This window comes from Azospirillum sp. BE72, assembly GCF_031455875.1.
GTDB lineage: Bacteria > Pseudomonadota > Alphaproteobacteria > Azospirillales > Azospirillaceae > Azospirillum.
In genome coordinates this window covers 36,458-57,956 of record NZ_JAVDTO010000003.1, presented here as the reverse complement: position 1 = coordinate 57,956, position 21,499 = coordinate 36,458, and the positions used below count along the sequence as shown (strand labels likewise).

General features: G+C 67.9%; 22 protein-coding genes. 10 read left to right on the top strand and 12 right to left on the bottom strand.

What is annotated here, in order from left to right; translation table 11 throughout:
* From J2Y49_RS11805 to hemP, 3 genes are all read left to right on the top strand, one after another.
* Positions 1 to 894 carry a hypothetical protein gene (locus J2Y49_RS11805; RefSeq protein WP_310115038.1) on the top strand — a complete coding sequence of 298 codons (894 nt, stop codon included), beginning with the start codon at positions 1 to 3 and terminating at the stop codon, positions 892 to 894.
* 13 nt (positions 895 to 907) lie between these two features.
* Positions 908 to 1,546 carry a YdcF family protein gene (locus tag J2Y49_RS11800; RefSeq protein ID WP_310115037.1) on the top strand — a complete coding sequence of 213 codons (639 nt, stop codon included), beginning with the start codon at positions 908 to 910 and terminating at the stop codon, positions 1,544 to 1,546.
* Between the two features lie 136 nt (positions 1,547 to 1,682).
* Positions 1,683 to 1,850, top strand: coding sequence for a hemin uptake protein HemP (gene hemP, locus J2Y49_RS11795; protein WP_310115036.1), 168 nt, complete (start codon positions 1,683 to 1,685; stop codon positions 1,848 to 1,850).
* Positions 1,851 to 1,939: 89 nt separating this feature from the next.
* Here hemP and J2Y49_RS11790 read toward each other — a convergent pair whose 3' ends face one another.
* Positions 1,940 to 2,140: a cation transporter gene (locus J2Y49_RS11790; protein WP_310115035.1), complete on the bottom strand. Its 201-nt coding sequence runs from the start codon at positions 2,138 to 2,140 to the stop codon at positions 1,940 to 1,942.
* Positions 2,141 to 2,496: 356 nt separating this feature from the next.
* Here J2Y49_RS11790 and J2Y49_RS11785 point away from each other — a divergent pair, with 356 nt between their 5' ends.
* From J2Y49_RS11785 to J2Y49_RS11765, 5 genes are all read left to right on the top strand, one after another.
* Positions 2,497 to 2,931 carry an SRPBCC family protein gene (locus J2Y49_RS11785; protein WP_310115034.1) on the top strand — a complete coding sequence of 145 codons (435 nt, stop codon included), beginning with the start codon at positions 2,497 to 2,499 and terminating at the stop codon, positions 2,929 to 2,931.
* A gap of 63 nt (positions 2,932 to 2,994) precedes the next feature.
* On the top strand, positions 2,995 to 4,386 hold the full coding sequence (locus J2Y49_RS11780; protein WP_014189388.1) for a GntP family permease: 1,392 nt from the start codon (positions 2,995 to 2,997) through the stop codon (positions 4,384 to 4,386).
* Positions 4,387 to 4,388: 2 nt separating this feature from the next.
* Entirely contained in the window at positions 4,389 to 5,048 is a 660-nt protein-coding gene (locus J2Y49_RS11775; protein WP_310115033.1) for a 3-oxoacid CoA-transferase subunit A, read from the top strand.
* 17 nt (positions 5,049 to 5,065) lie between these two features.
* Positions 5,066 to 5,713 carry a 3-oxoacid CoA-transferase subunit B gene (locus J2Y49_RS11770; RefSeq protein ID WP_310115032.1) on the top strand — a complete coding sequence of 216 codons (648 nt, stop codon included), beginning with the start codon at positions 5,066 to 5,068 and terminating at the stop codon, positions 5,711 to 5,713.
* A gap of 12 nt (positions 5,714 to 5,725) precedes the next feature.
* Complete coding sequence (locus J2Y49_RS11765; RefSeq protein ID WP_310115031.1) at positions 5,726 to 6,514, top strand: 3-hydroxybutyrate dehydrogenase; 789 nt, start codon at positions 5,726 to 5,728, stop codon at positions 6,512 to 6,514.
* A 68-nt stretch (positions 6,515 to 6,582) separates the two neighbouring features.
* On the opposite strand, the gene J2Y49_RS11760 is transcribed toward J2Y49_RS11765, so the two are convergent.
* The 5 genes from J2Y49_RS11760 to J2Y49_RS11740 form a co-directional block, all read right to left on the bottom strand.
* Entirely contained in the window at positions 6,583 to 6,906 is a 324-nt protein-coding gene (locus J2Y49_RS11760; protein WP_310115030.1) for a ribbon-helix-helix domain-containing protein, read from the bottom strand.
* A 164-nt stretch (positions 6,907 to 7,070) separates the two neighbouring features.
* The gene (locus J2Y49_RS11755; protein WP_310115029.1) at positions 7,071 to 7,781 is read right to left on the bottom strand and encodes a Crp/Fnr family transcriptional regulator; all 711 of its coding nucleotides are present in this window, start codon (positions 7,779 to 7,781) and stop codon (positions 7,071 to 7,073) included.
* A 77-nt stretch (positions 7,782 to 7,858) separates the two neighbouring features.
* Positions 7,859 to 8,611 carry a TfuA-like protein gene (locus tag J2Y49_RS11750; RefSeq protein WP_310115028.1) on the bottom strand — a complete coding sequence of 251 codons (753 nt, stop codon included), beginning with the start codon at positions 8,609 to 8,611 and terminating at the stop codon, positions 7,859 to 7,861.
* Complete coding sequence (locus tag J2Y49_RS11745; protein ID WP_310115027.1) at positions 8,608 to 9,879, bottom strand: YcaO-like family protein; 1,272 nt, start codon at positions 9,877 to 9,879, stop codon at positions 8,608 to 8,610. Before J2Y49_RS11745 ends, J2Y49_RS11750 begins: the two co-directional genes overlap by 4 nt.
* A gap of 121 nt (positions 9,880 to 10,000) precedes the next feature.
* A complete protein-coding gene (locus tag J2Y49_RS11740; protein ID WP_310115026.1) occupies positions 10,001 to 10,198 on the bottom strand; it encodes a hypothetical protein in 198 nt (65 codons plus the stop codon).
* A gap of 168 nt (positions 10,199 to 10,366) precedes the next feature.
* On the opposite strand from J2Y49_RS11740, the gene J2Y49_RS11735 reads away from it, so the two are divergent.
* The gene (locus J2Y49_RS11735; RefSeq protein ID WP_310115025.1) at positions 10,367 to 10,657 is read left to right on the top strand and encodes a ribbon-helix-helix domain-containing protein; all 291 of its coding nucleotides are present in this window, start codon (positions 10,367 to 10,369) and stop codon (positions 10,655 to 10,657) included.
* 5 nt (positions 10,658 to 10,662) lie between these two features.
* Here the strand turns inward: J2Y49_RS11735 and J2Y49_RS11730 are convergent, their stop codons facing one another.
* The 4 genes from J2Y49_RS11730 to J2Y49_RS11715 all read right to left on the bottom strand — a co-directional run bounded on the left by J2Y49_RS11730 (position 10,663) and on the right by J2Y49_RS11715 (position 17,042).
* Positions 10,663 to 13,839, bottom strand: coding sequence for an AAA family ATPase (locus J2Y49_RS11730; protein ID WP_310115024.1), 3,177 nt, complete (start codon positions 13,837 to 13,839; stop codon positions 10,663 to 10,665).
* Positions 13,840 to 14,083: 244 nt separating this feature from the next.
* A complete protein-coding gene (gene ilvD / locus J2Y49_RS11725; protein WP_310115023.1) occupies positions 14,084 to 15,949 on the bottom strand; it encodes a dihydroxy-acid dehydratase in 1,866 nt (621 codons plus the stop codon).
* Positions 15,950 to 16,173: 224 nt separating this feature from the next.
* Positions 16,174 to 16,518, bottom strand: coding sequence for a four-helix bundle copper-binding protein (locus J2Y49_RS11720; protein ID WP_310115022.1), 345 nt, complete (start codon positions 16,516 to 16,518; stop codon positions 16,174 to 16,176).
* Between the two features lie 77 nt (positions 16,519 to 16,595).
* The gene (locus J2Y49_RS11715; protein WP_310115021.1) at positions 16,596 to 17,042 is read right to left on the bottom strand and encodes a DUF2934 domain-containing protein; all 447 of its coding nucleotides are present in this window, start codon (positions 17,040 to 17,042) and stop codon (positions 16,596 to 16,598) included.
* A gap of 259 nt (positions 17,043 to 17,301) precedes the next feature.
* Between J2Y49_RS11715 and J2Y49_RS11710 the strand changes: the two genes are divergently transcribed.
* Positions 17,302 to 18,939 carry a glycosyltransferase family 39 protein gene (locus J2Y49_RS11710; protein WP_310115020.1) on the top strand — a complete coding sequence of 546 codons (1,638 nt, stop codon included), beginning with the start codon at positions 17,302 to 17,304 and terminating at the stop codon, positions 18,937 to 18,939.
* Here J2Y49_RS11710 and J2Y49_RS11705 read toward each other — a convergent pair.
* Complete coding sequence (locus J2Y49_RS11705; RefSeq protein WP_310115019.1) at positions 18,936 to 19,874, bottom strand: glycosyltransferase family 9 protein; 939 nt, start codon at positions 19,872 to 19,874, stop codon at positions 18,936 to 18,938. The two genes, J2Y49_RS11710 and J2Y49_RS11705, sit on opposite strands and share 4 nt — an antisense overlap.
* On the bottom strand, positions 19,871 to 21,136 hold the full coding sequence (locus J2Y49_RS11700) for an O-antigen ligase family protein (RefSeq protein ID WP_310115018.1): 1,266 nt from the start codon (positions 21,134 to 21,136) through the stop codon (positions 19,871 to 19,873). Before J2Y49_RS11700 ends, J2Y49_RS11705 begins: the two co-directional genes overlap by 4 nt.
* Between the last annotated feature and the right edge of the window lie 363 nt (positions 21,137 to 21,499).

Sequence of the window (21,499 nt, the reverse complement as noted above, 5' to 3'; positions counted from 1 at the left end):
ATGGCGCTTCGTCCGGTCCGTCCCCGCTCCGACCTGCCGCTGGCGGTCGATCCTTCCTCGCGCTTCCTCGGCTGGATCACCGCGCTGATGGCTTTCCTGGCGGCGCTGGCGCTGGCCGGCGCCATGCTGGTGTCGGACATGGCGCAACGCTGGGACAGCGGCCTCGCCGGCGGGCTGACCGTCCAGGTGGCGCCGATGCCGGGCGCTCCGGTCGCGCCGCTGGATGAGCGGGTGGAGGCGGCGGTGACCGTCCTGCGCGCCTTCCCCGGAATCCGGTCGGCCACCGTGCTGGGCGGCGGCGAGATCGCCCGGCTGCTGGAACCCTGGCTGGGGTCGGGGGCGTCGGACCCGCTGCTGCCGATGCCGCGGCTGATCGACGTCGCCGCCGACGGGCCGGTCGACGTCGCGGCCTTGCGGCTTCGCCTGACGTCGGCGGCGCCGGGGGCGACGCTGGACGACCATGCGGTGTGGCTGGCCGACCTGCGCTCCTTCGCCGGGGCGGTGCGGCTGGCGGCCCTGGGGGTGGTGGTGCTGATCGGGGCGGCGGCGGTGATGACTGTGGTCTTCGCCGTGCGCACCGGCCTGGCCATCCACCGCCCGGTGGTGGAGTTGCTGCACCTGATGGGTGCGACCGACCGCTATGTGTCCCGCCAGTTCGAACGGCATGTGGTGTCCTTGAGCCTGCGCGGCGGCGCCATCGGTCTGCTGCTGGCCGGCGGCACACTGTACGGGCTGTACCGGGCGTCCCAGGGGCTGCGGGCCAGCCTGCTGGCCGACCTGTCGCTGCAGCCATGGCAGTGGGTGGTTTTGCTTCTGGTGCCGGGAATGCTGGCCCTGCTGGCGTTGGCGACCGCACGCTGGACCGTGCTGCGCACGCTGGAGTCCATGCCGTGAGCCGGGGGGCGCGATGAGAACCGTGCACCGGCGGCGCGGCGGGGTGGTGGCGCGGGCGGTGGTCTATCTGCTGGCCGGCTCGCTGGTGGCGGCCGTCCTCTGGCTGGGCGGGCTGGTCTGGTACGCCGCCGACGTGCCGCGCGCATCTCCCGCCGGCGCCGATGCCGAAAGGCCGACCGATGCCATCGTCGTGCTGACCGGCGGCAGCAACCGGCTGGGGACCGGGCTGGAGCTGCTGGCCGCCGGACGGGCGAGGAAGCTGTTCGTGTCCGGCGTCTATGACGGGGTGGACGTGCAGGAACTGCTGAAGCTGTCCCGCCGTTCCCCGACCGAGATGGAATGCTGCATCACGCTCGGCTATTCGGCGGACAGCACCATCGGCAACGCCTATGAGACGGCGGACTGGATGCGCGACCAGGGGTTCCGGTCGCTGCGTCTGGTGACCGCCAACTACCACATGCGCCGCAGCCTGCTGGAACTGACGATGGCGATGCCCGACGTGGAGCTCGTGCCCCATCCTGTCGTCGCCCCCACCGTCCATCTGGAGGAGTGGTGGATGTGGCCGGGCACGGCGAACCTGCTTATCAACGAGTACAACAAGCTGCTGGTGGTCGGCCTGCGCTGGATGGTGCATCGGGCGGTCAAGGGCTGACGGCTGGAACCGCAGTTGAGCCAGAACAGCGAATGAGAATGACTTGCAATTGGTTTCGGAGGGGCGTAGTGTCCGGTTCAGGGTTCACGCCCGGACATCGCCGACCGCAACGTCCGTCCAGCAAGAAAGACACGCCATGCACGACAGCGCCGTCTCCGCTCCCGCCTCCTTCGTCGCCGCGTCCCTGCCGGTGGTCGAATCCGCCCGTTTGATGTCGGGCAGTCGCGAGATCGTGATCCAGCACGCCGGGCAGAGCTATCGCCTGCGCGTGACCCGCGCCAACAAGCTGATTCTCACCAAGTAAAAGACCTTCAAAGAACCTTCCGGGAAAACGCCATCGGGAATGGGCGCCGGCCATATGGCCCGGCGCCCATTCTTTTTGTGGATGACGCCTCAGGCCCGGCCCAGCACCTCATAGCCGGCATCCTCGATGGCTTGGCGGATGGTCGATTCTTCGGCGTCGCCCTCGACGGTCACCTGGCCTGCTTTCAGGTCGACAAGAGCCCGCTCGACCGACGGAAGCGCTTCCACCGCCTTGGTCACGGTTTGGGCGCAGTGGCCGCAGGACATTCCGGATACTTTCAACGTCAGCATGGGTTTTCTCCCTTGGCGGTGCGGCGGCGCACCCAATTTCCACAGGCTGAGCCTTCCAGCGGTTGGAAGGTAAAGCAGTATTCCACAGGTCCGCTCAACCAGCTTCGGAGCCGATCGTTTCGCTCCGTTGCGACAGTCCATAATTCGAGACTATATCTCTAAAGATAGACGATTTTCTCTCGCGTAATCTCGTTTACGAGACCGATGGCCGATCGGGCAGTTTTGTGTGCAATGCACAAAATCAGCCTTATCAAAGGTTTCCGCTGTCACTATCGGTCAATACAATTCTGGCATGCCCCTTGCTGTCATGGTTGCATCCCGCCCTCACGGGCCTGCCGCCATGAGAAAGCGCCCCGATGCCGCTGGTCACCGCAACCTCCCTTCTGCCCGTCCCGGCGCGCTGCGTGTGGCCGCTGGTCCGGTGGAACGGGGCGTTGGGCGACTGGTACCCCGGTGCGGTCTCCATGATCGTGGAGGGGGTGGGGAAGGGCGCGCTCCGGCGTCTGCGACTCTATGATGGGGCGCCGGTCGTCCACCGGCTGGAGCATGTCAGCCGCGTCGACGATGCCTACACCTATGCGGTGGTCGAAGGGCCGTATCCGGTCGCCGACCTGCTGGCGCAAATCCGCCTGCGCGCCGATGGGGAACGGCAGACCGCCCTGGATTGGACCGCCACTTTCCGCCCGCTTTCCTCCCACCCGAACCAGAGCGCGGAGGCGGAAGCGGAGCGTTTCGTCCGCGACCTTTACGACGCCGGCATGGCCCGGCTTCGCAGTCTGCTTCAGCCGTAAATCCCGAAAACACACCCGTGACGGTCACCGTCCGAAAAGAATAACCGAGGGAGCATCGTCCAAATGAGTTTCCTGATCTGCGTGGGAGCGCTCGCGTTCCTGATGCTGGTCGCCTACCGGGGCTTCAGCGTCATCCTCTTCGCGCCCATCGCGGCGATGGGGGCCGTGCTGTTGACCGACCCGTCCGCCGTGCCGCCGATCTTCACCGGCCTGTTCATGGACAAGATGGTCGGCTTCGTGAAGCTGTACTTCCCGGTCTTCCTGCTGGGCGCGGTGTTCGGCAAGGTGATCGAACTGTCCGGCTTCTCCAAGTCGATCGTCTCGGCCGTCATCAAGCTGGTCGGGCGCGAGCGTGCGGTGACCTCCATCGTGCTGGTCTGCCTGCTGCTGACCTATGGTGGCGTGTCGCTGTTCGTCGTGGTCTTCGCCGTTTATCCCTTTGCGGCGGAGATGTTCCGACAGAGCGACATCCCCAAGCGCCTGATCCCCGGCGTGATCGCGCTCGGCGCCTTCACCGTCACAATGGACGCGCTGCCGGGCACGCCGCAAATCCAGAACATCATCCCCACCACCTTCTTCAAGACCGATGCCTACGCCGCGCCCTGGCTGGGTGTGATCGGCTCGATCTTCATCCTGGCGCTGGGGCTGCTCTATCTGGAGTGGCGCGTGCGCTCGGCCATCGCGCGGGGCGAGGGCTATGGCAGCGGCCACAGCAACGAACCGGAGCCGGTCGCCTCGGAAGCGCTGCCGAACCCGATCCTGGCCCTGTCGCCGCTGGTCGCCGTCGGCGTGTTGAACAAGCTGTTCACCATGGGTATCCCCGGCATCTACGGCACCACCAGCGAGGTGGCGCTGACCCCAGGCGCCAAGCCGCTGGTGACGCAGGTGTCCTCCGTCGCCGGCATCTGGGCGGTGGAAGGGGCTCTGCTCTGTGGCATCCTGATGGTGCTGGCCTTCGCCTGGAAGCCGGTGTCGCAACGCTTCGCCGACGGAACCAAGGCCGCCATCGGCGGGTCCCTGCTGGCCGCCATGAACACGGCCTCCGAATACGGCTTCGGCGCGGTCATCGCGGCGCTGCCGGGCTTCCTGATCATCCGCGACGCGCTGGCCGCCATCCCCAACCCGCTGGTGAACGAGGCGGTGACCGTCACCGCGCTGGCCGGCATCACCGGTTCGGCATCGGGCGGCATGAGCATCGCGCTGGCGGCCATGGCCGACCAGTTCATCGCCGCCGCCAACGCCGCCGGCATCCCGATGGAGGTTCTGCACCGGGTCGCCTCCATGGCCAGCGGCGGCATGGACACCTTGCCGCACAACGGTGCCGTCATCACCTTGCTGGGCGTCACCGGGCTGACGCACCGGCAGTCCTACGGCGACATCTTCGCCGTCACCTGCATCAAGACGCTGGCGGTCTTCTTCGTGATCGCCGTCTATTACTTGACCGGGATCGTCTGATCATGAAGAACAAACTCGTTTCCCTGGAAGATGCTGTCGCGCGCATTCCCGACGGCGCTTCCCTGCTGATCGGCGGCTTCATGGCCGTCGGCGGCCCCAACCGGCTGGTGGACGAACTGATCCGCCAGGGCAAGCGCGACCTGACCATCATCGCCAACGACACCGCCCGGCCCAACAACGGCCTGGGCAAGCTGGTGGTGGAGAAGCTGGTGCGTCGCGTCGTCACCAGCCACATCGGCCTGAACCCCGAGACGCAGAAGCAGATGATCGCCGGCGATCTCGAGGTGGAACTGGTGCCGCAGGGCACGCTGGCCGAGCGCATCCGCGCCGGCGGCGTCGGTCTGGGCGGCGTCCTGACCCCCACCGGCGTCGGCACCACGGTTGAGGAGGGCAAGCGCACGGTCGAGATCGACGGCGTCACCTACCTGCTGGAAATGCCGATCAAGGCCGACTTCGCGCTGGTCTCTGCCAAGCAGGCCGACCTGTACGGCAACCTGACCTACGCGCTGACCGCGCGCAACTTCAACCCGCTGATGGCGATGGCCGGCGCCACCGTGATCGCCGAGGCCGAGGACATCCTGCCGGTCGGCTGCATCCCGCCCGACGCGGTGATGACGCCGTCGGTTCTGGTCGACCACATCGTCACCGCGACGCCGCGCTGATCGGGGAGTATTGAGCCATGGATGAAAAGACCCTGATCGCCAAGCGCGTCGCGCTGGAGCTGATGGACGGCGACCTCGTCAACCTGGGCATCGGCCTGCCGACCCTGGTCGCCCGCTATGTCCCCGCCGGACGCCACGTGTTCTTCCAGTCGGAGAACGGCATCCTCGGCATGTCCGGCCCGATCACCGGGGCGGAGAACCACGACCTGACCGATGCCGGCGGTTCGCCCATCTCGGCCCTGCCGGGGGCGGCGTCCTTCGACAGCGCCTTCTCCTTCGGGCTGATCCGCGGCGGCCATCTGGACGTCACCGTGCTGGGCGGCCTGCAGGTGGACCGTGAAGGACGTCTCGCCAACTGGATGGTGCCGGGCAAGATGGTGCCGGGCATGGGCGGGGCGATGGATCTGGTCACCGGCGCCCGCCGGGTGATCGTCGCGATGCAGCACAGCGCCAAGGGCGAGGCGAAGATCGTCGAGCGCTGCGCCCTGCCGCTGACCTCGGTCCGCCGGGTCGATCTGGTGGTGACCGACCTCGCAGTCATCGAGCCGACAGACGCCGGCCTCGTCTTGAAGGAAACCGCCCCCGGTGTCACGGTGGAGCAGGTGATCGCCAACACCGGGTGCGAACTGATCGTCGCCCCGGATCTCCGTCCCATGCCGCTCTAAAGGTAAAGAACAATGACCAATCTGAAGGGGAAGGCCGCGCTCGTCACTGGGTCCACCAGCGGGATCGGCCTTGGAATCGCACGGCAGCTCGCAGGCCAGGGCGCCGACCTGATGCTGAACGGCTTCGGCGACGCCTCCTACATCGCCGAGCTGTGCCAGTCGCTGTCGGCGGAGTTCGGCGTGCGCGTCGCCCACAACGGCGCCGACATGTCGAAGCCCGAGGAGATCGAGGCGATGGTGGCCGCCACCGAGGCGGCCTATGGCCGGCTGGACGTGCTGGTCAACAATGCCGGCATCCAGCATGTGGCGCCGGTCGACGCCTTCCCGGTGGAGCGCTGGGACGCGGTGATCGCCATCAACCTGTCGGCCGTCTTCCACGGCACCCGCGCGGCATTGCCGGGCATGAAGGCGCGCGGCTGGGGCCGGATCATCAACATCGCGTCGGTGCACGGCCTGGTGGCGTCGGTCAACAAGTCGGCCTATGTCGCCGCCAAGCACGGCGTGATCGGCCTGACCAAGGTGACGGCACTGGAACTGGCGGAGACCAACATCACCTGCAACGCCATCTGCCCGGGCTGGGTGCTGACGCCGCTGGTGCAGAAGCAGATCGACGCGCTGGCCGCCTCGCGCAGCCTGTCGGTGGAGGAGGCCGGACGCGAGCTGCTGAGCGAGAAGCAGCCGTCGAAATCCTTCGTCACTCCGGAGCAGCTGGGTGAACTGGCGGTGTTCCTGTGCTCGGAAGCGGCCGGCAACATGCGGGGAGCCGCGCTGACCATGGACGGCGGCTGGACCGCCCAGTAAGGCGGCCCTTCCAATGCCTAAGGGGGGTGGGCCGAAGTGCCTGCCCCTTCCTGGAAGCCCGGCCCTTCTCAGCTTTCGCTGGTGGCGGGAACCGTATCGAAGGGGGTGGCGATGAACGGGCGGCCCTGGCCGTGACCGGCGCGGGCATGGCCACGTTCGGTCGCAGCCTGCCGGAAATAGCCGACCACGAACACGCGCAGTGCGTTCGCGAGCGATACGCCGGCCTGGGAGGAGCGGCGGCCCTGCTGTTCCATACGGTCGCGGACATCCCCGCACAGCTCTTCCACCGTCAGATCTTCCCGCTGGGAGATCTCTTCGAGCCCTTCCCAGTAGGACGGCTCCAACCGGATGGAGACATCGCGCCCGGACAATTTCAGCGTGCGGGGGACCAAGGAGGCGACACCCGCAAATTGACCAGTGCGAGACCTATTGTTCCCATCGCTCGACATGCTCTTAATTCCTCGTCCTGCCCGTGCGATTGCCCCCAACGCGCGCCCACTATAACGCGACTACAACCGGCTTTGGGAACAAAACTTTCGGCAGGTAAGGATTCTCCCTAGGGAACCCGTTCGGGATCCCCGGCCATGTCCTTGAGCAAGGCCAGATCGTTGATGACGATAAAACCTTTGGCATATGTCACTGCGCCGGTTTTGCGCAGGGCGCCGAGACATTTGTTCACCATTTCGCGGGTGACGCCCAGCATGTTGGCGAGTGCTTCCTGCGACAGCGGCAAGGTCAGGCGCAAGCCGGCCGGGGTCGGCTGTCCGTAGCTGTCCGACAGCAGCAGCAACCTGCGGGCGAGCCGGCGCGGGACGTCGTGGAAGACGGCATCCTCGATGTTCTCGGACACCCAGCGCAGCCGGTCGCACAGGACCACCATCATGCTGGTGCACAGGCGCGGATGGCGTTCCAGGAAGGGAATGAAATCGACCCGGTCGATGCGATAAAGCTCGACCGGGCGCAGGGCGACGGCGGCGGCCGTGCGTTCCCGGCCGTCGATCAGGCCGATCTCTCCCAGGACGTCGCCGGCCTCCAGGATGTTCAGCAGCATGGTCTTGCCATCCGCCGAGGAGGTCCGGATGGCGATCTGGCCCTTCAGCACGGCGAACAGGCTGTCGCCGGGATCGCCCTTGTCGAAGATGATCTGGTCGGCATCGAAGCGGACGATACGGCCCAGCACCAGCATTTCCGCCATTTGCCCGGCGTCGAGTTCTCCGAGCAGGCGGTTGCGCCTCAGCACCGCCGCCACATCCATGGGCGCGTTCATCCATCCGTCCCGGCACCGTTTCACGCCGCGGTGGCGACAACCGCCACCCCGGCGCGATCAGTCTACCGAAAACGCACCTACATCGCGAGGGGGGCGGCGTCGCGCAGGGCACGTTCCCACAGGACGGTTCGTTCGAAATGGAAACGGGATTCCGGCACCGCATCGTCGCCGGCGGGACGACCCAGGCTTCGTGCCATGCTGCGCAGCATCGCCTTGGCATCGTCGCGCTTCTGGTCGAAGCGGCCCTGCGGCAGCCAGCCGCGGAGAGCCGCCAGTTCGTCCGCCGGCAGCCCGATGTCGCCGCCCAGCCGCATCATCCGGCCATAGCCGCGCTCGCGGTAGGGCAGTTCCTTGGCGATGGATTCCAGGCGCAAGGCCGTGCCGGCGGTCAGGACCCGGTCGGCCACCGCGTCGGACAGGGTGCGGCGGATGTTGACCATCGCCTCCGACAAGGCGGTGTAGCCGAGCTCGGCCGGGCCATGGATCACCGCGACCTCGTCGTCATCCTCCAGCCGGCCGTCGCGGAACGCCTCGAAGATGGCGCCGACGCCGACCATGCCGAAGGGATACAGCTCCGCCGCGCGCAGTGCCCCCATGCTGGAGGCGCCGAACACCGGGATGCCGGCATGGATGGCATAGAGGATTTCCTTGTGCCAGACCGACGGCACGCTTTCGAAGAAGCCGTCGATGATGCCGATCGCCGCCGGCTTCTCCGCGCACAGGCGCAGCACGTCGCCCTGGGCGACCGGCGGCAGGAAGGTGGCGTCCAGCTCCCGCGCCGCATCCTCGCGCGGCAGGGTGGGGCCGAGGAAGACATAGACGCCGCTCATGCCGCCTTCTCCATGGCTTGGGTGCCGAGCACGCGCAGGCCGCGTTCGCCCAGCAGGTAATCGGGGGATTCGTCGGCACCCTCCAGCCCCGGCACGACAACGCGCACGACGGGGATGCCGAATTCGGGCTTGGTCAGGTCGACCGCCACCGCCTCTTCGATGCCGACGGCGCGCAGCCGGTCGAGCTGGTGGGCGAGGTCGGCCTCGATGGTGGGGGCGGTGCTGGTCGGGCAGTCGCGGAAGGGGCGCCGGCCGGCGCCATCGACGATCATCGCCTTCCAGCGGGCATGGTGGGCGGGGTCGAGGTGGCGCTCGTATTCGGCGCGGGGCATGTCGTCGCGGGCGCCGGCGATGAAGGTCAGGCGGCTCTGCGCCGCCTCGGTCAGGGCGCGGGACAGGGCGATCTCGCGCGCCACATGGCAGCCCATGCCGGTGGCCGGGCGGATGGAGTGCTGGGGCAACTCCTCGCGCTCGACGATGCGGCAGAGGAAGGCGGGCAGGCCGACGTCGCTGGTTGTCTCCCACACGCCGACGGCGACGCCCGCCGACTCGAACCGGTCGATCAGCGAGCGGCAGACCGGATCGTCGATGCTGTCCAGGTCGATGCGGGTCGCCGCCTGGGCGACCGGGTCCTGCAGGCGCCACAGGGTGGTCGCGTCGCGCTCCACCAGTTCGGTGACGGCGTGGCTGATCGCCTCCACCTTGTGGTTGCCCGACGCCAGCCCGTTGGAGCCGGCCAGGAAGGCGCCGTGGCCGGGGGCCATCGGCACGGTGAAATTCAGGTGGACCATCTCGAACGGAACCCATTTCGGGCCGCCGTTCAGCAGGTCCTGCCCCTCGATCCACAGGATGGGGCTGTTGGGGTTGAAGCTGCCGGTCGACAGCCGGGGCAGGCGGTCGACGTCCACCACCGGGTGGGTCCAGCGCAGCTCCTCGAAGCTGGCGAACTTCAGCGGCAGGGTGATGCGTTCGGCGTGATAGCTCTCGATCGATTCCATGACCCCCGACGCCTTCGCGGCGGCGAGCGTCACCCCCTTGCCCTGCGACACCGAGATGGAGCGCGAGTTGGGTCGCGTCACCATCACCACCGGAATGCCGACGGCATCCAGACCGGTAACGTTGGCGACCCGGGTGATCCCCATGATCGGCAGGAACGGGGCGACCCGAGCCAGGGTCTGTTCGGGCGCCATGACCCGGTGGGTGCCGACCGTGTGGGCCTTCACCGCATCCGAAACGGAGGCTTTGACATCGAGCAGATCGAAGGGCATCGCGGCTTGTCCGGGGCGGAGGAAAATCGAGAGAGCGCGTCCCGTTCCCGGGTCCGTGGCCGGTCAGCACCTGAAGCGGTGCTGGTGGCCACGGTCCGAAGAACCGGAACCGGGAACCCGATCAGGCGCCCGGAGTGATCATGACACGGGCAGCTTCGTGATCGGCGGACTGGAAGCCGGCGCGGTCGCCCGAACGGACATGGGTGCGGGCGGTGGCGATGGCGCTGTCGGCGACCTCGGACACGCCATTGGCGGTCACGGCATAAAGACGGCCATCGGCGCCACGGATCATCGAAGCCTGGGAGATCGAAACGTTCATGAAGCCATTCCTTCAAGTGTGTGATGACGCTGAACTCTTCACATTCGAAGGGATGTTTCGCTGTGAAGAATTTCACAGTGCTGATTTTGCGTCGGCGGGTAGACAGATGTGCAGGCAGCGTCGTGTCTGCGCGGGTTGCCGCCGTACAGCGCATAGGGGAGCGGTGTCATGTTCATTCAGAAGAAGGCCACTGGCCGCATGTCCGGCATCATTGATCTCGATGCCCTGATGACTTGGCCGACGGTGACATCGCGCACTATCCCGCTGCCCGGGCGGAGCGCCCGCGTTCGGTTGGAGACAGCGGTCTGGCATGGGCTGGACGACATCGCGCGCAAGGAGCGTCGGCCAATCCAAGAGTTGTGCCGGGACGTGGACGCATCGCGACCGTCAAATACGCCACTGACCAGCGCAATTCGCAACTACGTTCTCGACTATTATAGACAATCAGTAATCCGTTAAATGATCTATTCTGCAAGCAATCCTTCGCTGAAGGCGTGAGAATACTCGGCGCCTGCTGAGGAATGACGCAAACGAGCGCAACGGGCGGCAATTCGAACCATCGACAAGTTCAATGCACTTTTCTCAGCACGCTCAAGAGCTTCAACCGATTGCCGGCTGCCACGACCGATAACGAAAGCGGCTTGAGCGTCAAGTGCGGCTGCCTTGATCAAATAGCCGATGCGGCCCGTTTCATGCGCGGATGCTTGAACCGCTCGTGCATGTTCATGTGCTTTATCGGGATTTCCGGTGAGCAGGCAGATCTCTCCATACCAGATATGGACTTGATTCAAGTAAGCACATGCGCGCTCTTGTTGAGCGAATAAGAATGCTTGGGAGAAAAGCTGCATACCGTTCTGGGTATCGCCGCTCAAACCATAGGCGTAGCCAATCGCACCGAGCAGAAACGCCTTGTGCAGTTTCGATTTGGTGATTTCACATAGATCAAGCGCAGACTTAAGATATGGAAGGGCGTTGTTGGGGTTGCCAAGTAAAAGGTACGACCATCCAATGTGCTCATAAGCAAAAAGTCTCGAAAAATTATGCAGGCTTCTTTCCGCGGACTCAACAGCCTCTATGGCGGTCGAAATAGAATCGTTGTATTCTCCGATTTCAGCATGGCTGCGGGCTAAATTTGCACAGACTCCAACCTTTCCTATGACGGCGAGACCAAACCGCTCCAGTGTGCGATCCTTTGCGAGCAGATGCCGCGCCGTTTCCAAAATGTCTCGTCCTTTGATGAAATGCCCTTTCTCCGTCAAAATTCCACCCAGTCTACTGAGCAGCTGAATGCGAGTATTCAGGTCGAAGCTTCCATCGTCAGCCTCCAAACCTTGCTGACTAAATTCTATAGCTTTATCGATGTGGCCATGTGGCCATTCGATCGCAGCTAGCATCGACGACGTTCTTGCGTAACGTCTTGCGTCAGGAATGGACAGAGCCAGTCGCCGAGCCTGCTCAAGGAGATCGCTGGAGTTGGTGAGGCCGCGCGGAAGATTGGCGCGGGCCAGGGCGATGGAGCCGTCGATCCGCCGCAGGCGGTTGCGTGGCGTGTCCGGGCAACGATTCAGTGCATCCAGTGCGTTCCGGTAATGTCGGCTCGCATCCTCCAGCCGGGAGCGCAGTTCCGCCCGCACGCCGGCGCGGCGGCCGAACAGGTGGGCGACCGGCCAGTTCTCCGCCATGAAGGCGTGGTGGGCCAGCAGGTCCAGGCGGTTCGGCAGGTCGTGGTCGCGGCGGTGGCGCAACGCCTCCAGAACGCGGGCATGCAGCGCCCGGCGGTCGGACTTGGTCAGGGTGGCGTAGGCGACCTCCTGGATCAGCGCATGCTTGAAGGAATATTCCAGGTTGGGCAGCAGGCGGGTGCGCAGCACGAAGCCGGTGCGCTCAAGATAGGCCAGACAGTCCGACAGCTTCGTCATCGGCAGGCCGGTCAGGGCCTGGAGCAGTCCGACATCGAATGTCGTGCCGATCACCGCCGCGTTCATCAGCAGCCGGCGCCGTTCCAGCGTCATCAGGTCCATGCGCTCGGCCAGCAGGGCGTGCAGCGTGCGCGGCAGCTTGTGGACCACCAGCGGATCGATCAGCCGGTAGGCGCCCGGCGCGCCTTCGATGGCGTTGGTGGCTTCCAGCGTGCGCAGCACCTCCTCCAGATAGAGCGGAACGCCCTGGCAGCGGGCGGCGACCTGGGCCTTCAGTTCCACCAGCGACCAGTCCGGCCCCAGCCAGTGGGCCAGGAAGCTCTGCACCTGTTCCGCCGACAGCATGCCCAGTTCCATCCGCCGTCCGCCCGGCCGGCCGTTCCAGCCCTGCTCCTGCGACTCCGGCCCCAGTGGCGGCGGCCGCCGGGTGGCGAGCAGCAGCAGGCGGGAACCTGATCCCGGCAGCGCTTCGGCCAGCCGTTCGAGCAGCCGCACCATCACCGGCCTCGCCCAGTGCGCATCCTCGACCAGAACCAGCAGCGGCCGGCCGACGACGCCGTCCATCGCCTTGCCGCCGGGCTCGATGCCGTCGCAGGGGTGGAGCGGGGCCGCCAGTTCCAGCGTCGCGCCCACCAGCCCCTCGATCCCAAGCGACAGGTGCTGCGCAGCGTCCAGGCCGGTCCACAGTGGGTCCAGGCTCGAACGGCCGAACAGGATGCGCACCGCGTCGCCGGCCAGCGGGCCGGAACGGCGCCGGGCCGCTTCGCAGACCCAGTCGATGCCGTGCTCGCTGGCGCAGCCGGCCACCTGCTCCGCCAGGCTCAGCGCCACCGCCTCCAGATCGTCCGGATCGGCCAGCCGCCGGATCGGCATCTGCGGCCATTGCAGCAGGGTCCAGCGCCGGCTGCGCGGGTCGCGCAGGAATTCGCCCACGAGGCGTGACTTGCCGATCCCGGCCTCTCCCTGTAGCAGGAGCTGGACCGGCGTTCCGCCCTCCACCGTGTCGGCCATGGCGAACAGGGCCGACACCTCCCGCTCCCGCCCGACGCAGGGGGCGGTGGTGGCGGACAGGAGGTCGGTAGCGGTGCGGCGCACGGCGCGGGCCCCGTCGAGCAGGAAGGCCGGCATCGGCTCCACCTCCTCCGACAAACGGAGGCTTCCCATCGGGCGCACCGCGACGCCGACCGGGATCAGGTCCAGCGTGTCGCGGGTGAGCTGGGCGGTGTCGGAGGCGGCGCGCTGCTGCAGCTTGGCCGCCATATGCACGCATTCGCCGACTGCCCGGTAATCCGTCCACAATCCGTTGGTCACCACATGGGCGACCGCATCGCCGGAGCTGATGCCGATGCGGATGTGGAAGATCGGACGGCCCTGTTCGTCGCGGGTGGCGCCGAGGATGTCCTGGGCGGCCAGACAGGCGCGCAGGGCGTGGTCCTCCTTGGCGCCGGGGGCGCCGAAGGTCGCCAGAAAACCGTCGCCCAGCATCTGGGTCACCGTGCCCTCGAAACGCGGCACCGCTTCCGTCACGCGGTTCAGGATGGACAGGAGCAGATCGTCGGCGTCTTCCGGATCGCGGCCGGCAACCATGGCGGAGGAGCGGACGATGTCGACGAACATCGCCGTCACCACCTTGCGTTCACGCGGCTTGTCGGCGGACAGGCGCGATGCATCCTGTCCGGGGCCGCCGTCGTCGGTCGCTGTGCTCCACATGGCGTCCGCCATGCCCGCCCCCCTCGCGAAAATCGCGTCGGCATATTAGAGCATGCATTTCGAATTTTGCGAACATCCGAGCGATGCATCACTCCAAGAAATTCGCGCAGGCGGAAGCTAGCATATCCGTGTATGTAATTCTGCTCAAAAAGAAAGCGCCGCGACTTGCACGGCGCCTTGATTGTTACTTGTGGTGAATGTTCGCTGTGCCTGAGTCGGAGAGATATGACACGAGCGCAGGCGGACGGTCCCCCGTTCAGCGGCGGACGGCGATGTTCTCCACCTGGGTCACGTCGCGCACGGCGCCGCGGTCGGCGCTGGTGGTCAGGGCGGCATAGGCGCGGAGCGCCGGGGAGACCACACGCTCGCGGGCGACCGGCTTCCAGGCATCGACGCCCTTGGCGTTCATCGCGTCGCGGCGGCGCTGCATCTCTTCATCGCCGACGGCCAGGCGGATGATGCGGTTGGGGATGTCGATCTCGATGCGGTCGCCGTCCTGCACCAGGCCGATGGCGCCGCCCTGCGCCGCTTCCGGCGAGACGTGGCCGATCGACAGGCCCGAGGTGCCGCCGGAGAAACGGCCGTCGGTGACCAGCGCGCAAGCCTTGCCCAGCCCCTTCGACTTCAGGTAGCTGGTCGGGTACAGCATTTCCTGCATGCCGGGGCCGCCGCGCGGACCCTCGTAGCGGATGACCACCACCTCGCCCGCCTTGACCACGTCGCCCAGGATGCCGGCGACGGCGTCGTCCTGGCTTTCGAACACGCGGGCCGGGCCGGCGAAGACGAGATTGGAGGCATCGACGCCCGCCGTCTTCACGATGCAGCCGTTCTCCGCGATGTTGCCGTACAGCACGGCCAGCCCGCCGTCCTGGCTGAAGGCGTTCTCGGCCTTGCGGATCACGCCCTTTTCGCGGTCGAGGTCGAGCTCGGGCCAGCGGCGCTCCTGGCTGAAGGGCACGACCGTCGGGATGCCGCCGGGGGCGGCGCGGTACAGGGTGTGGACGGCGGAATCCTGGGTGCGCATCACGTCCCAGCGGTCCAGCGCCTCGCCCAGCGTCGGGGCATGGACGGTCGGCGCCTCGCGGTTCAGCAGGCCGGCGCGGTCCAATTCGCCCAGGATGCCGAAGATGCCGCCGGCGCGGTGCACGTCCTCGATGTGGACGTCGGCCACCGCCGGGGCGACCTTGCAGACATTGGGGACGTGGCGCGACAGCCGGTCGATGTCCGCCATGGTGAAGTCGATGCCGCCCTCCTGCGCCGCGGCCAGGATGTGCAGGACGGTGTTGGTCGAACCGCCCATGGCGATGTCCAGCGTCATCGCATTCTCGAACGCCGCCTTGGTGGCGATGCCGCGCGGCAGGGCGGTGGCGTCCTCCTCCTGATACCAGCGGCGGCAGAGGTCGACGGCGAGGCGGCCGGCGGCGAGGAACAGCTCCTTGCGGTCGGCGTGCGTCGCCAGGATGGTGCCGTTGCCGGGCAGCGACAGGCCCAGCGCCTCGGTCAGGCAGTTCATCGAGTTGGCGGTGAACATGCCGGAGCAGGAGCCGCAGGTCGGGCAGGACCCGCGCTCCATCTCCGCCGCCTCCTCGTCGGAGACGGTCGGGTCGGCGGCGGCGACCATGGCGTCGATCAGGTCGACCGACTTGACCTTGCCGCGCCAGTTGACCTTGCCGGCCTCCATCGGGCCGCCGGAGACGAAGACCGCCGGGATGTTCAGCCGCATCGCGGCCATCAGCATGCCGGGGGTGATCTTGTCGCAGTTGGAGATGCAGACCAGCGCGTCGGCGCAATGGGCGTTCGCCATGTATTCGACCGCGTCGGCGATCAGCTCGCGCGAGGGAAGGCTGTACAGCATGCCGCCATGGCCCATGGCGATGCCGTCGTCCACCGCGATGGTGTTGAACTCCTTCGCCACGCCGCCGGCCTTCTCGATCTCCCGTGCCACCAGCTGGCCCAGATCCTTCAGATGGACGTGGCCGGGGACGAACTGGGTGAAGGAGTTGGCGATGGCGATGATCGGCTTGCCGAAATCGCCGTCCTTCATGCCCGTCGCCCGCCACAGGCCGCGCGCGCCCGCCATGTTGCGGCCGTGGGTGGAGGTGCGGGAACGGTAGTGCGGCATGGATCGGTCCTCAGCTGGTCGATTTCGGCGAGTTGGCGAAAGGAATGGAACGAAACGGGTGGGCACCTTAGCAATCTCCTGTCGCCCGCGCCAGAGGCGCGATCCTGTCGCGGATGCCGGAGGCGCGACGGCGGCGTTGCCCTGCCATGCACGCCGTGAGGACTGGGGCGACGGAGGGCGTAGAGGAGTGCTTGTGCCGGGGCGCCGGAACCGGCCGGCGTCCGTTATGCCGCCATGTGCGACATGGCCCGGCAGCTTTCGGCGCAGCGGCGGCACATGTCGGCGCAACGCTTCATCATCGGGTCGTTGGCCATGCGGTCGCAGTCGTCGGCGCAGGCCGCGCAGATCTCGGCACAGGCGCCGCAGGTGAGATGATGGAAGCGGGAGCCGCGGATCATGAAATCGGCGCTGGTGCGGCAGATGTCGACGCAGTCCAGCATCAGGCGGATATGGCCGGCCTCCGCATGCGCCCCGCCCTTGTTCAGGCAATGCGCGACGGTTTCCAGGCAGATCGTGTGGCAGTCGGTGCAGTTGCGGATGCAGTCGTCCATCGACGGCAGGACGGACATGGTTGGTACTCCGGGGAAGGTTGCGGGATAAATCCGACAACCGCCCCGGCGCCGTGGGGTTCCGAGGTGAGGGGAGCTTAGCCGGGCGAAGCGGTCTTTCCGCTGTCCTTCTTCGCGGTGCGCGGAGGCTTGGCGGGGGGAGACTTTGCAGCCTTCGTCCCAGTAGCCTTGGCCGGAGTGGGATCCTCCGATGGGGCTGCGGCTTTCGACTTGCCGGGCGGCTTGGCGGACGCCTCCGCCTTGGGCGGCGCGGGCGTGTCGGGCTGGGCTTCCGCCGGGGCTTTCGCGACCTCCGACAGGGATTCGGCGGCGGCGCGGGTGCTCTTACCCGAGGCTTTGGAGGTACCGGTCTTCTTGCGCGACCCGGTGACCTTTTCGGTCGGCTCCAGTGCGCCGGCGCCACGGATTTCCGCTTCCGCCTGCGCCCAATGGTCGGCATCCCGGCCTTGCGGGTGGCCTTCGCTTTCCCACAACTCATGGGCGCGGCGTCGGATACGCTCCTGGATGTCATCGGTATCGGCCATCGAGTCCTCCATTTGCGAGTCCCCCATTCGTCTGCCCGGCGGGTCTGCCATACCGTATTCTGTGGCAGCGACCTGCCAACGTTGCAAAGCCACTCGTGCGAGGCACCACGAAAGAGGCGGAGACTCCCGACTCCGCCGTTCCATGAGGGCAACACCGTGGAATCGGAGTGGTTCCCGGAGGGAGCGGGAGACGGTTCCCAACCGGCGCATTCCATGCCACAAGGCGCCCGCCGACCTGAACCGTGAGCATGGGAAGCCGATGACGCCCGTTCCCTCCACCGCCCGTCCGTCCCGTCTCGACCGCGTCGCGGCGGCGCCCTGGTGGCTGCTGTGCGCCGGGCTGGCCGCGGCGATGGCGCTGTCGATCCTGCTGGTCGGGTTCCGGCTGCCCTACTGGGTGCATTCGGACCAGGATCTGGTGCTGGCCTATCATGGGCTTCTGTTCGGCGACGGCTTGCCGCAGGAGTATTTCGACCATCCCGGCTATGGCTATTTCCTGGTGATCGACGTCTGGTACCGGCTGCTGCACACGGTCGGGCTGCTCCCGGTCGCCACCCTGTCGGCCCTGCCGCCGGGCAGCGACGTCGCGGCGACGCAAGCCGTTTGGCAATCGCTGATCCAGGCCGGGCGGGCGCTGTCGATCCTGCTGACCGCCGCCTTCGCCGTCAGCTACACCAGCCTGCTGCGCGGGCTGGTGGAAGACCGGCGGGTGGCGCTGCTCGCCGGCATCCTGCTGGCCTTCGGCGTCGGAATGACGGCGCAGGGGCGGCAGATGCGCACCGACCTGCTGTCGGCCGGCTTCGTTGTGCTGGGGCTGCTGCTGGTCCTGCGGGCGGTGCGGCCTGCCGATGGCCGCCAGTGCGGTGCCGCGTCGCTCCTTCAGTTGGCGCTGGGCGGACTGCTGGTCGGGCTGGCGATGGTGACCAAGGTGCAGGCGGTGTTCCTGGCGATGGGGCTGCCGGTGGCGGCGATCCTCTTCGGGCGGCGGGCGGAGCCTGACGGCGCCTCGGGCAAAGCCTGGGGCGTGGCGATGCTGGTCGGACTGGCGGCTGCAGCGGCGGCGGTGCCGGCCTTCGGGCTGATCCAGGCCGGGCTGGCCGGCTGGGGGCGGGCGGTCTATCCCTACACCCCCGTCGGAAGTTGGCCCGGCGGCGGGCTGTCGGGCGGCGGCTATCAGAGCATCGTCGCCGGCTGGGTGCTGGTCGGCATCCTGGTCCATGCGGTGGTCCATCGGGTGCCGGTAGCCCGCGCGGTTGCCGGGGCGGCGGCGGTGCTGCTGGGGCTGGCGGTGGGATTGCTGGCGCTCGACATCCGCTGGAACGAGCAGAACGCCATCGCCGTGGCGAACTTCGTCGAGCACATGTTCGTCTTCTCCTCCTGGCGGCATGGCGCCGCGCTGAACGGCCAGGGGAGCGTGGTGGGGGAGGGGACGCTGGCGCTGCTGCTGGCGGGCATCGGCCGCACGCTGGCGATCCGCACCATCGTCCTGCACCCCGACAACATCCCGCAGACCATCATCGTGGAGTGGTTCGCCATCGCCGGGGCGGTGGTGCTGTGGCGGCGCGGGCAGAGGCTGGCCGCCGTGCAGGCGCTGTTCCTGCTGCTGGTCGCCTGGGGGCTGGAGGCGCTGTTCTCGTTGCGCGGCTTCCAGCGCGCCTATGCCGCCTACACCGATCCGCTGGCGATCCTGTCGGCGGCCTGGGTGCTGGCGCGGATGCCGGGGCTGCTGGAGCGGGCTAAGCCGCGGCGCTGGATCCTGGGGGGCGTGGCGCTGGTGGTGGTCGCGGCCCATGCCTGGCCGATCATCGAGACCCGCCGCCTGCCCAACCCGGTGACCCATTGCGAGTGGATCCCGATCTACATGCCCAAGGTGGCAGCCTTTCCCTTCTGCCGCTAGGAGCCTCCTTTTTCCCGCGCCCGATCCAAAGCCTCGACCACGCCGGCGCTGTCGATGTCGGCGAAGTCGGGGCGGTGGTGGATCAGCACGCGCGGGCCGGTGCTGTGGATCGGGTTGGAGGCGTCGGAGAAGACGACCACGGTGGGACAGCCGACCGCGGCGATCAGATGGGTCGGGCCGGTGTCGTTGCCGACCGCCCCCCAGGCCCGGCGCGCCAGCCCGCCCAGTTCCGGCACGCTGGTGCGGTCGGTCAGGTCGACCGCCTGCGGGCAATACTCTGCGATGGAGCGGGCGAGGTCGCGCTCGATGCCCGTGCCGATCACCGCCGGCACGATGCCGCGGTCTGCCAGCGCCGCCGCCACCTCGGCATAGCGGCGCACCGGCCAGCGCTTGTCCGGCCGTCCGGGGGAGGAGCCGGGGACCAGCAGGGCGAAGCGCTCCGGCAGACCGAACTTCGAGATGTCGGCGTCGAGCCAGGACAGGTCCGGCGTCTCGTCCGGCACGATGCCGAAGGGGGCGAGCTGCCGGACATAGCGCTCGCGCACCGGCACCTTGCGCCGCCCCTCGTAGCGGTCGGGGTGGGAGGCGCCGCTGGCGGTGCCCGACCATTCCGGCCAGGGACCGGGGAACAGCAGCCGGTGGTACAGGTCGGTGCGCGTCTGCGCCTGGAGGTCGTAGACCCGGTCGAAGCGGTGGGCGCGCAGCGTCTTGCGGATCGCCAGATAGGCCGACAGCGAGCGGTCGCGCGGATCCTCCAGCACCTCGTCGAACAGGCCGCTCATGCGGGCCAGCGGGGCGAGCGAGGGCAGGGTCAGCAGGGTGATCCGGTCGCCGGCATGGTGGCGGCGGATGGCGGCGAAGGCGGTCTGGGCCAGGAAGAAGTCGCCGAAGGCGCCCAGCTTGATGACCAGGATGCGGAGCGGGCGCTTGCTCATCGTGTCTGTTCCCCGATACGGGCCGCCAGCCGCAGCATCAGCGCGGCGGCCAGGAATCCCGACATCCACCAGGGCTGCCAGATACCGTAGGCGGTGCTGCCCATCGCCAGCGCCGCGGCGAACAGCGCCAATGCGAAGGGTTGGGCGCGGCGGTCGAGCCGCGCGGTGGCGGCCAGCAGCATCAGCAGCACGGTCAGTGCCAGCGCCGCCCCCACCGCCCCGGTCTCCAGCCAGACCTGAAGGAAGGCGTTGTGGGGGTGCAGCGGCAGCAGGCTGTCGCCGATCGGCGAGAACTCCGACACCGTCCCTTCCGGCGGCAGGGAGCGCGAGGCGTCGATGCCCTGGCCGAAGACCGGGGTGCGCAGCGTGCGCTCCGCCGCGTGGCCCCAAATCTCCACCCGGTGCTGGGCGGAGCGGAACAGCAGGCCGGAATGGTCGAGGTCGAGCGGGCCGGAGAACAGCAGGGCGGCCGGCAGCACCAGCAGGAAGGCGGCGCTGACCGCGGCGGCGAACAGCCGGCGGGTCCAACGGGCGGATGCGCGGGCGGCGGCCAGCGTCGCCAGCCCGGCGGCGATGCCCAGCATGGCCGACCGGCTGGTCAGCGGCAGGCAGGCCAGGGCATAGCCCACCGGCATCAGCAGCGCCAGCGCCCGGCGCCCGAAGCGGTCCATCGCCAGGGCGGCCGGCCAGACCAGCAGGCAGAGCAGCGCCGCCGTCCGCTTCGGCACATTGCCGTTCAGCAGGTTGGGCAGTTGGTCGTCGGGGACGCCGTTCCACCAGCGGTTCAGCGGGAAGTCCAGCGCCGCCTCCACCGCGAACAGCAGCCCGCCGGCCAACCCGCCGGCCAGGAACAGCCCGGCCAGCCGCCGCAGATCCGCCGCCGGCAGTCCGGCGATCCAGGCGCCACCGGCCAGCGCGCCCAGCGCGATGTAGCCGATCTCCCCCACCGTCGCCGCCGCGCGGTCGGACGGGCTCCACAGCGAGGAGGCCAGCGCCAGTGCCAGGAAGGCGGCGACCGCGGCGACCGCAGGCGTCAGCCGCAGGATGCGCCCGAACGCGCCCTGCCGCGCCAGCCCGGCCAGCGACAGCAGCAGTACCAGGACCGCCCACACCGGCAGCCCGCGCGGCGCGACCGCGGCCAGCGGCCCCAGCAGCAGGGCCGCTGCGCCGGCCAGCACCTGCAACACGGCGTCGATCCCGGCGGCGGGCGCCGAGGCCGGGGCGGAACGGGACGTGGCGAGGTCCGGGGAGTTGGCGGGCATGGACTCGGAGGGGATCAGCGGAAACCGGCGGGGACTTAACCGCACTCCCGCCGCGAAAGCAACGGCGCGCGGTCCCCGCCCGCGGGGCGCCGGGTGGGACGTTTGAAACAGCGTGAAACAGGGTTGCGGCTGGTGTTCCATTGTTTCATCCGACGGCGGAGCGGCGCCAAGGTGGTGCCGGACTGAACGTTTGAAACGCCGTGAAACAGGAATCCGGGCGGTGTTCCATCGTTTCATCGGGTGGCGGAGCTGCGTGAGGATGGTGCATGGCGGTCCCTTCCCAACGGCTGGCAGGATGATGTTCCTATCATGGATGTTGGCCGGTGGGAAAAGGGTGGGTGAAAATTCGCGTCAATCCCTCCC

What these genes read in the sequence shown, in the direction of transcription:
- J2Y49_RS11805 (WP_310115038.1), top strand. Translation starts at nt 1, where the DNA reads ATGGCGCTTCGTCCGGTCCGTCCCCGCTCCGACCTGCCGCTGGCGGTC.
- J2Y49_RS11800 (WP_310115037.1), top strand. Translation starts at nt 908, where the DNA reads ATGAGAACCGTGCACCGGCGGCGCGGCGGGGTGGTGGCGCGGGCGGTG.
- hemP (WP_310115036.1), top strand. Translation starts at nt 1,683, where the DNA reads ATGCACGACAGCGCCGTCTCCGCTCCCGCCTCCTTCGTCGCCGCGTCC.
- J2Y49_RS11790 (WP_310115035.1), bottom strand. Translation starts at nt 2,140, where the DNA reads ATGCTGACGTTGAAAGTATCCGGAATGTCCTGCGGCCACTGCGCCCAA.
- J2Y49_RS11785 (WP_310115034.1), top strand. Translation starts at nt 2,497, where the DNA reads ATGCCGCTGGTCACCGCAACCTCCCTTCTGCCCGTCCCGGCGCGCTGC.
- J2Y49_RS11780 (WP_014189388.1), top strand. Translation starts at nt 2,995, where the DNA reads ATGAGTTTCCTGATCTGCGTGGGAGCGCTCGCGTTCCTGATGCTGGTC.
- J2Y49_RS11775 (WP_310115033.1), top strand. Translation starts at nt 4,389, where the DNA reads ATGAAGAACAAACTCGTTTCCCTGGAAGATGCTGTCGCGCGCATTCCC.
- J2Y49_RS11770 (WP_310115032.1), top strand. Translation starts at nt 5,066, where the DNA reads ATGGATGAAAAGACCCTGATCGCCAAGCGCGTCGCGCTGGAGCTGATG.
- J2Y49_RS11765 (WP_310115031.1), top strand. Translation starts at nt 5,726, where the DNA reads ATGACCAATCTGAAGGGGAAGGCCGCGCTCGTCACTGGGTCCACCAGC.
- J2Y49_RS11755 (WP_310115029.1), bottom strand. Translation starts at nt 7,781, where the DNA reads ATGAACGCGCCCATGGATGTGGCGGCGGTGCTGAGGCGCAACCGCCTG.
- J2Y49_RS11750 (WP_310115028.1), bottom strand. Translation starts at nt 8,611, where the DNA reads ATGAGCGGCGTCTATGTCTTCCTCGGCCCCACCCTGCCGCGCGAGGAT.
- J2Y49_RS11745 (WP_310115027.1), bottom strand. Translation starts at nt 9,879, where the DNA reads ATGCCCTTCGATCTGCTCGATGTCAAAGCCTCCGTTTCGGATGCGGTG.
- J2Y49_RS11740 (WP_310115026.1), bottom strand. Translation starts at nt 10,198, where the DNA reads ATGAACGTTTCGATCTCCCAGGCTTCGATGATCCGTGGCGCCGATGGC.
- J2Y49_RS11735 (WP_310115025.1), top strand. Translation starts at nt 10,367, where the DNA reads ATGTTCATTCAGAAGAAGGCCACTGGCCGCATGTCCGGCATCATTGAT.
- J2Y49_RS11730 (WP_310115024.1), bottom strand. Translation starts at nt 13,839, where the DNA reads ATGGCGGACGCCATGTGGAGCACAGCGACCGACGACGGCGGCCCCGGA.
- ilvD (WP_310115023.1), bottom strand. Translation starts at nt 15,949, where the DNA reads ATGCCGCACTACCGTTCCCGCACCTCCACCCACGGCCGCAACATGGCG.
- J2Y49_RS11720 (WP_310115022.1), bottom strand. Translation starts at nt 16,518, where the DNA reads ATGTCCGTCCTGCCGTCGATGGACGACTGCATCCGCAACTGCACCGAC.
- J2Y49_RS11715 (WP_310115021.1), bottom strand. Translation starts at nt 17,042, where the DNA reads ATGGCCGATACCGATGACATCCAGGAGCGTATCCGACGCCGCGCCCAT.
- J2Y49_RS11710 (WP_310115020.1), top strand. Translation starts at nt 17,302, where the DNA reads ATGACGCCCGTTCCCTCCACCGCCCGTCCGTCCCGTCTCGACCGCGTC.
- J2Y49_RS11705 (WP_310115019.1), bottom strand. Translation starts at nt 19,874, where the DNA reads ATGAGCAAGCGCCCGCTCCGCATCCTGGTCATCAAGCTGGGCGCCTTC.
- J2Y49_RS11700 (WP_310115018.1), bottom strand. Translation starts at nt 21,136, where the DNA reads ATGCCCGCCAACTCCCCGGACCTCGCCACGTCCCGTTCCGCCCCGGCC.